This window comes from Holdemanella sp., assembly GCF_056804935.1.
The window spans coordinates 1-4,813 of the sequence record NZ_DBMEXE010000124.1; the positions used below are offsets into that span (position 1 = coordinate 1).

The following is a 4,813-nucleotide window of genomic DNA, read 5'->3' on the forward strand; positions in this document are numbered from 1 at the left end:
TTCTTTCATCGGCTAATTTACTTATTTCTTGAACCGAATCAAAAGATTTTTCTGAAGACTTGACGACACCATACGATACAGATATCGAATTTGAGTACTTACCATGCCAATCATGAATGGTCGCATCAAATACTTGTAATATCGAATCTAGATTAGAAACAGAGTTTTGAATCCATACGACAAATTCATCTCCACCAATACGATAGATTTTTCCATAAGAGGCAAACGCAAAATTCATGCAGTTACTAGCCGCACAAATAAGCTCATCCCCAGCACTATGGCCAAGTGAATCATTGGCTTGTTTTAGACCGTTTAAGTCTAAAGATATATAAGCCCATTCCGTATTTAAATCTAACTTTTCCATATCCGAGTCATACGCACGTCGATTGAAACATTTCGTCAGTCCATCCGTATTCGAAGTATACATATATTTTTCTTTTTCATACTTCTCTTTTAATACTCTAGAAAGCATAAGAACAAGTAAGCATGAAGCTAAAGTTAAATAAATACCGACAATCAATATCGCTACGATATTATTTTGAGAAAACATCGATTCAGATATGGATACAGATACATTATAATTTCCGTGTTTTCGAGTTATATATTGATAGTTTTTATTAGAAGTCAGAATCTTCTTCCCGATTTTATTTTTGTCAGTAGCCCCCTTAATTATTTTCGTCTTTGAATTTACAACATAAATTTCCATTCCCTTATACACGGGCATATCAGCTACAACATTTGAAATTTGGTTTTGTTTCAACTCTTTTAAAAGACGCTTTGGCGTAATACCCACTTGAACCATATGCGTTTTAGATTCATTCCAAGTGATCGCATATATCATCTCTTTAGCTTCGGCCGTGTTTGGTGTTACATCCTGGCATAATGTTAAATCGTAATTTTTTAACATTTGTTTAAAGAAAGCCATTTGTTCACCAGAATCAAAGCTATATCCAAAATATTTAGGGATTGAACCCGAATATATCGTTCCTGTTTCATCAATAAAATGATTTTCATCCACGGACATTAAAGATGCGATTTTTTGAAGTTCATCAATATCATATTCTACTTCCGGCTTGGCATCCACAATATAAGATATGGCCTTAGCACGAACTATATAATCATCTTTTAATGATTTCACAAACCGCTCTTCACTCGACTCATTTTTATCAAGAACCGCAATCACACGATCCAATAATACATTGGATGTGGTTTGCGCATTCTTTTCATTTACATATCTTAATATACATGTTTCAAGTATAAGAGCTACGGCAACAATGGTGATTGAAAGGACTAATATTTTTCTTTTTCTCATAAATACTATTTTAGGTTATATTTTCCAAAAATAAAAGTGGCATTTTTTATGCCACGATTTTTTGAATTGATTCCTTCAATTCTTCAGCTGCTTTTTTTGTATCCTCTTGATCCATAATAGCCGATACAACACAAACACCTTGAATAGGACTCTTTTCTAAAACAGAAAGATTGTCTTTATTTAATCCGCCAATCGCACAAACCGGAATCTTGACAGCCGAACAAATATCATTCAGTGTTTCAACACTTGTAATCTTCGTCTTAACATGCGTCTTTGTCGGATAAATAGCACCACAACCCAAATAGTCAGCACCATCGGTCTCTGCTTTTTTTGCAACTTCTACTGTCTTTGCGGTAGCCCCAATAATACAATCTTCACCCATAATTTTACGAGCTACAGAAATTGGCATATCTTCATTTCCTAAATGAACACCACATCCTACAGTCATTGCGATATCCATTCGATCATCAATAATCAATGGGATATTATAGGCATCCGTTATATTTTTGACTTTAACTGCCAATTCATAATATTCCAATGTTGATTTATTCTTTTCACGAAGCTGAATGATGGTTGCTCCACCAAGACATGCCCCTTTTACTTTATTTAAAAAAGTTTCTTCATCATAACCATCTGAATTGGTAATAAAATATAATGTATAATCTACTGTTTTCATTCTAACACCTCTATTTTAAACAAAGATTCATCAAAACTGGTAAGCTTATAGATCTCATCCATAAAATGCATATGGAAAGTTCCAGGACCTTCACATTTCGTCTTTTCAGCAGCTACCTCATAATAACAAGTTGCCTTAATACAAGCCAATAATGGAGAATAACTAGCTAAAAATGTAGCAATTGCCACATTTAACATACATCCAGTCCCCGTAATTCTTGAAAGCATATCACAACCATTTGAAATTAAATTCACTTCTTTACCGTCTGTAACGACATCGATCTTGCCGCTACAAACAACTACACAACCAAGATTTAAAGCCATGTCCTTTAGCCATTTCGCACTTTCATAGATATTTTCTTCATCGAGAACATCTGCATCTACACCGTGCGCATGACTTGTCATTCCATAAAAAGCTTTACACTCACTGATGTTGCCTTTAATGACAGTTGGACAATATAAAGAAACAAGTTCTTTGGCATAATTCAATCGAAGTGTTGAACAAGCCACTCCAACTAAATCTAAAATGAATGGAATTTTATTTTCTTTGGCACATTTAGCACTAATCATCATAGACTTAGCTCTTACATCATCAAAGTTTCCTAAATTTAATGCCAAAGCCGCAGAATGGCAAGTGATATCATCAACTTCATCGGGGTGACAAGCCATAATCGGCTTCGCACCCAAAGCTAATATAAGATTTGCACAATCATTAATTGAAATCGGATTTGTGATACAGTGAATCAAATTATTCGTTTGTTTCAACAAATTTTTGCACTCCTAACTTTCTTTGAATATTTTCTAGGATTCCACTACGAGACATCGACTTCAATAAAACATACGCAATACTTCCACCGATGATTGTACCCATTAAAAAGCTAGGTACATAGAACATCCATGTAAGTCCAGTTCTTCCCCATAAATATGTCATCACTGGATATGAAAGAACAGAACCAATTAAACCTGTACCAATGACTTCACCAAGTACGGCAGCCCAGATCTTTCCTTTACTAACACGATATAAAATACCAGATAATGTAGCTCCAAAAATAGCACCAGTTAAAGCCAATGGTGGAATTCCCATAACTGTCATACGAATTAAACCAATAGCTAAAGCACAAAGAAATGAATACCAAGGCCCCATAAATACAGCCATAGTGATATTAATCAAGTGTGCCATAGGACACATTCCTTCTACACGTAAGATTGGAGAAATGACTACTCCAACAGCTACCATCATTGAAAAAAAGACTAAGCTTAATAAGTAATTGTGTTTATTCATAATACTACCTCCTACAGATACAGATGGCCTAGAAAACACGCAAAAAACCATCTGTGGTTTCGGTATTAGACAAACAGTCCTCTCTCATCCTGTCAATTCAGGCTCCCTCGCTTGTTTTCTATACTCTAGGCGCTCCCCTACAGTAAGGCAATAAAATAAAAAGACCTGCAACGTAAAAAGACAGGTCAAAAAAACATCTATACTTCCTACGCCGGCATTATCCGTCAGGTTTAATGGGTCGAAGTCGAACTTCCTCTCAGCAATAGCTCCCCAGATTTATTTACTACATCTAGAATTTTAGTACAAAACAATTTAAAGTGCAAGCCAAATATGAGATCAAGAAGGAATTTAGGAATGAAACAAGACAAGAATCATTTCTTAGTCATTTTAGCTATCTATTTTCTGATCTTTTTGACAATGGCAGTATCTCCATATGTGATTGTGAGTGGTTACGACAATTCTTTATCCCGCATTCTTATCTTTGAAAGCTTAATGACTACCAATCTTATTGTTCCATTTGCACTAAATACAATCTACCTAGTATATTTATTATTTAAAACCATCCTATCTCAAGATAATTAGTGCTTATTTTAGCTTCTCAACTAACTTTAAAAACTTCTTCTCATTCATCACATCATTCGTTACATATTCACCATTGTAAAATAGCGCATATGTTGTGATGGGTGTTGGCGCATTTTGCGCCTTTTCTTTTGTATCTAGATGAATCGCTTTAAATTCTATATTCATTTCTTTAGACAAATTTTCAATGATTGGAACATATTTTGCATTAAAAGGACATTGACTTGTGTAATATAAGACAAAACCTGATTCTTCTATATGACAATCTTTAGCGCAGGATTTAAATTTTGGTAAATCAAAATCATTAAAAGATAAATACCACAATTGAATACCATTACTAGCTTCATCAGAGACTCTAAAACCTTTATAAGCTAAAAACTTAGGATCCGCAAGATAGGATGTTTTCTTTTTGCTTGATAAAATACAAATTCCATCCAACCCCTTCTTCTTACTATCCTCAATACACATATTTAATAATTCACTCGAATACCCATGACCCTTTAAAGATCCAGATACCCATAGACAATCAATATACATAAAATTCTTGGCATCGAGTGGAATCCACGCATTCTTTGCCGGAATATATTCAATAAAGCATTTCGCTCTTACAGATGCTTTAATAAAGACAAGTCCATCCTCAAAACGATCTGTCAACCAATCTTTCTTGGATCTTACTTCAACATCTGAATTACTACTAATGGCACAACAAATGTGTTCTTGTTCTATATTTTCTTTTGTGACATATACATAATCCATTTTAAACACCTCAAAATCAGTATACTAAAAGGAGTTGAAATCAATCAAATCTTTGTTAATATTTAATCAATTTCATTTTCCTATAATAAGTTGAGATTATATCATTACTAGATATTCCTGTAGTTTAGTGCAAGAAAAGACTTTTTCTGCGAAAAAGTCACACGTCTAAATGACGTGCCCGGTTCGTTTCCAGTCGTCCGGTAACATTT

At 34.2% G+C, this 4,813-nt stretch carries 6 protein-coding genes and 1 riboswitch; of the genes, 1 reads left to right on the forward strand and 5 read right to left on the reverse strand.

Annotated elements, in window-relative coordinates; all coding sequences use genetic code 11:
• From ACZQCL_RS06460 to thiW, 4 genes are all read right to left on the reverse strand, one after another.
• Positions 1 to 1,312, reverse strand: a 1,312-nt coding sequence (locus ACZQCL_RS06460; RefSeq protein ID WP_482482327.1) for a GGDEF domain-containing protein, incomplete at its 3' end; no start/stop codon positions are given.
• 46 nt (positions 1,313 to 1,358) lie between these two features.
• Positions 1,359 to 1,988 carry a thiamine phosphate synthase gene (gene thiE, locus ACZQCL_RS06465; protein ID WP_482482329.1) on the reverse strand — a complete coding sequence of 210 codons (630 nt, stop codon included), beginning with the start codon at positions 1,986 to 1,988 and terminating at the stop codon, positions 1,359 to 1,361.
• Positions 1,985 to 2,755: a hydroxyethylthiazole kinase gene (gene thiM / locus ACZQCL_RS06470; RefSeq protein WP_227992103.1), complete on the reverse strand. Its 771-nt coding sequence runs from the start codon at positions 2,753 to 2,755 to the stop codon at positions 1,985 to 1,987. Before thiM ends, thiE begins: the two co-directional genes overlap by 4 nt.
• Positions 2,736 to 3,269 carry an energy coupling factor transporter S component ThiW gene (gene thiW, locus ACZQCL_RS06475; protein ID WP_040466267.1) on the reverse strand — a complete coding sequence of 178 codons (534 nt, stop codon included), beginning with the start codon at positions 3,267 to 3,269 and terminating at the stop codon, positions 2,736 to 2,738. Before thiW ends, thiM begins: the two co-directional genes overlap by 20 nt.
• A 186-nt stretch (positions 3,270 to 3,455) precedes the next feature.
• Positions 3,456 to 3,552, reverse strand: a riboswitch (TPP riboswitch).
• Positions 3,553 to 3,623: 71 nt separating this feature from the next.
• Between thiW and ACZQCL_RS06480 the strand changes: the two genes are divergently transcribed.
• The gene (locus tag ACZQCL_RS06480) at positions 3,624 to 3,851 is read left to right on the forward strand and encodes a hypothetical protein (protein ID WP_227992104.1); all 228 of its coding nucleotides are present in this window, start codon (positions 3,624 to 3,626) and stop codon (positions 3,849 to 3,851) included.
• A gap of 3 nt (positions 3,852 to 3,854) precedes the next feature.
• On the opposite strand, the gene ACZQCL_RS06485 is transcribed toward ACZQCL_RS06480, so the two are convergent.
• Positions 3,855 to 4,604: an N-acetyltransferase gene (locus tag ACZQCL_RS06485; RefSeq protein ID WP_418272330.1), complete on the reverse strand. Its 750-nt coding sequence runs from the start codon at positions 4,602 to 4,604 to the stop codon at positions 3,855 to 3,857.
• Between the last annotated feature and the right edge of the window lie 209 nt (positions 4,605 to 4,813).

What these genes read in the sequence shown, in the direction of transcription:
- ACZQCL_RS06480 (WP_227992104.1), top strand. Translation starts at nt 3,624, where the DNA reads ATGAAACAAGACAAGAATCATTTCTTAGTCATTTTAGCTATCTATTTT.
- thiW (WP_040466267.1), bottom strand. Translation starts at nt 3,269, where the DNA reads ATGAATAAACACAATTACTTATTAAGCTTAGTCTTTTTTTCAATGATG.
- ACZQCL_RS06485 (WP_418272330.1), bottom strand. Translation starts at nt 4,604, where the DNA reads ATGGATTATGTATATGTCACAAAAGAAAATATAGAACAAGAACACATT.
- thiE (WP_482482329.1), bottom strand. Translation starts at nt 1,988, where the DNA reads ATGAAAACAGTAGATTATACATTATATTTTATTACCAATTCAGATGGT.